We start from the raw sequence: 2983 nt of genomic DNA on the forward strand, positions 1-2983 counted from the left end.
TTCAAAAGTTGGGCTAAATAACCTGCCAACCCAAAGGAAAATAAGAGCTCCAAAAATAGCAAAGGGCGTTCCTAAAAGGATGGAAAGAGGCAGAGACCAGCTTTCATACTGCGCAGAAAGGATCAGAAACACGAATACCAACGAGAATGTAAGAATAATACCTAAAGAACCTGATGCTTTCTTTTCCTGAAATGACATAGCATTCCAGCTGTAACTCATATCTGAAGGCAATACCTCGGCGGCAACTTCTTCCAAAGCATTCATGGCCTGTACAGAACTATATCCAGGGGTAGGTCCTCCTGTTACCTCAACAGATCGGTACAAATTAAATCTATTTGTATAATCTGGCCCTGAAATAGGCCTTACGGTTGCAATGGTGGCTAATGGCACCATATTTCCCTTATTATTTTTTACAAAGAAATTATTGATTTGTCTTTCATCAACCCGATATTGAGGTTCTGCCTGGATATAGGTTTTGTATAGGCGTCCAAACCTTGTGAAATCGTTTACATAAGCGCCACCCATAAATGCGCCAACAGTAGTGTATAAATCCTTTAGGGAAACACCAAGTTTAAGTGCTTTTTCTTTATCTATTTCCATGAATCGTTGTGGTACATTGGCCTGGAAAGTAGTGAATGCACTTCCAATTTCAGGTCGTGAATTTGCCGCTTGAATAAATTTCATGGTATTTTCCGCCAGGTAAGCGGGTGTATTTCCAGCCCGATCCTGTATCATAATACTAAAACCTGAGCCGTTCCCCAAACCTGGAATAGCGGGTGGGCCAAAAGAAATTGCCTGGGCACCTTTTATTTTTTCCGAGAGCTTTTGGTTGATTTCAATTATCATATCTTTGGCAGTACGGTCTCTTTCCCCCCAATCAACTAAAGAAACAAACATGGACCCGGTATTCGGAATCATCGATCCACTTAGCATGCTATATCCGGTAGCATTTAATACATATTTGACTTCAGGGTATTCCAAAAGGATCTCTTCAATTTCACTTGAAATAACTACAGTTCTTTGTAATGAAGCTGCATTTGGTAATTGAATGTTCACAAAGAAGTAACCCATGTCTTCTTCCGGAATAAATCCTCCGGGCACCAATTTGCCAAATATGCCAGCGCCTATAGTTAATATGACAATGAATACCACACCTCTTTTAAGTTTTCTGGATACCACATTGGTAAGACTCATGTAGGCATCTGTGGTCTTGTCCATTCCTTTATTGAATTTAGCAAAAAACCAACCTAACGCCCCGTTGTAGGGAACCGGTTTTTTCAGGAGAATGGAGCAAAGCGCGGGACTAAGAGTAAGGGCATTTACGGAAGAAACTAGTACCGATACGACAATGGTAATCGCAAATTGCTGGTACAAAATACCTGTAATACCTGCCATTCCTGCCACCGGGATAAACACGGCAACTAACACCAGGGTTGTGGCAATCACCGGGGCGGTAACTTTCTTCATCGCATCAATAGTTGCCTCGCGTGCACTCATTCCTTTATCTATATTCACCTGAACAGCTTCAACTACTACAATAGCGTCATCTACTACAATCCCGATAGCAAGTACAAGCCCCAGAAGTGAAAGCACGTTAATAGTGAAACCAAGCATGGGAAAAAACATAAAGGTTCCAATCAGGGAAACCGGAATTGCGAGGGTAGGAATGAGAGTAGCTCTCCAGTCTTGGATAAAAACAAAAACAACAAATATGACCAGCACTAGGGCTATAATTAGTGTAATGACAATATCTCTTATTCCTGCCGTAATAGGTAAAGTAGTATCAAGCCCAACTTCATATTTTAGACTTTCAGGAAAGTCTTTTGCAAGCTGGTCCATTTCTGTAATTATGTTTTGGGCAAGTTCAACTGCATTTGATCCCGGAGCCTGATACAACGCAATGAGAGCACAGGTTTGCTGGTTAAAACGAGGAACCATATTGTACGTTTCCACGCCCAGGTTTACAGTGGCAATATCTCCGATTTTTACCTGTGAACCATCAGGATGGGTCCTTACAACTATGTCTTCAAATGCTTCAGCCGAGTTAAATCGTTCAGGCAAACGAACGGTATAAGTAAATTCCGTACCCGGTGGTGCAGGCTCATCGCCAAACTTACCTCCCGGAACCACAACGTTCTGTTCATTGATTGCTGTTAGCATCTCAGGTACAGTAATACCCATTTTCGACAGCTTATCGGGTTTCACCCAAATTCTCATGGAGTAGTCTGCAGCGCCCAGCACATCAACTCTTCCAATTCCTTTTACACGTGCCAGCTGGTCTTTTATATTAATTAGCGCATAGTTGCCCAAAAAATCCTGATCATATCTTCCATCGGATGTCAAGGCTATAGCCATCATTATATTCGGCAACGATTTTTTCGTAGTAACACCATATTTTGTGACATCCTGCGGTAGTTTTGCCGAGGCGGCTGAAACCCTGTTTTGAGAGAGAACTGTATTCATGTCCGGATCGGTACCTACGTCAAATGATATTTGAATGACCATACTACCATCATTTGCATTGCTCGATTTCATGTAAAGCATATTGTCCACACCGTTGATCTCCTGCTCCAATGGCGTGGCAACAGATTCTTCTACCGTGATAGCATTGGCTCCGGTGTAATTTGCTCTCACCTCCACAATTGGCGGTGTTAAACTTGGGTATTGTTCTATTGGAAGATCAATTAATGAGACCGCTCCAACAATAACGATCACAATAGCTATTACCATAGCTACAATAGGTCTGCGAACAAAGAAGTTACCTGAGTTTTCAGTCATAGTTTAATTAATTTTCAGTAGATTGACTTTTAAACTCTGTAAGTATTGGTTTAATTTCCATGCCAGTTGAAACTTTTTGTAAACCATCAATTACGACTTGTTCATTTTCTTTTAATCCTTCGGTGATCAGCCATAGGTCGTCAATCCTTCCACCAGTTTGGACCGGTCTTGATTTAACAATATTGTCTTCGCCTACAACATATAC

General features: G+C 41.4%; 1 protein-coding gene and 1 pseudogene. Both read right to left on the bottom strand.

Annotated features, from left to right (window positions below):
- Positions 1-2778: efflux RND transporter permease subunit (locus WBM49_RS13635; protein WP_424372596.1), on the bottom strand; the 2778-nt coding region annotated here is incomplete at its 3' end.
- 7 nt (positions 2779-2785) lie between these two features.
- Positions 2786-2983 (bottom strand): annotated as a pseudogene (locus tag WBM49_RS13640) (hypothetical protein); the annotation flags it as partial.

This window comes from Muriicola sp. (assembly GCF_049669965.1).
GTDB lineage: Bacteria > Bacteroidota > Bacteroidia > Flavobacteriales > Flavobacteriaceae > Muriicola.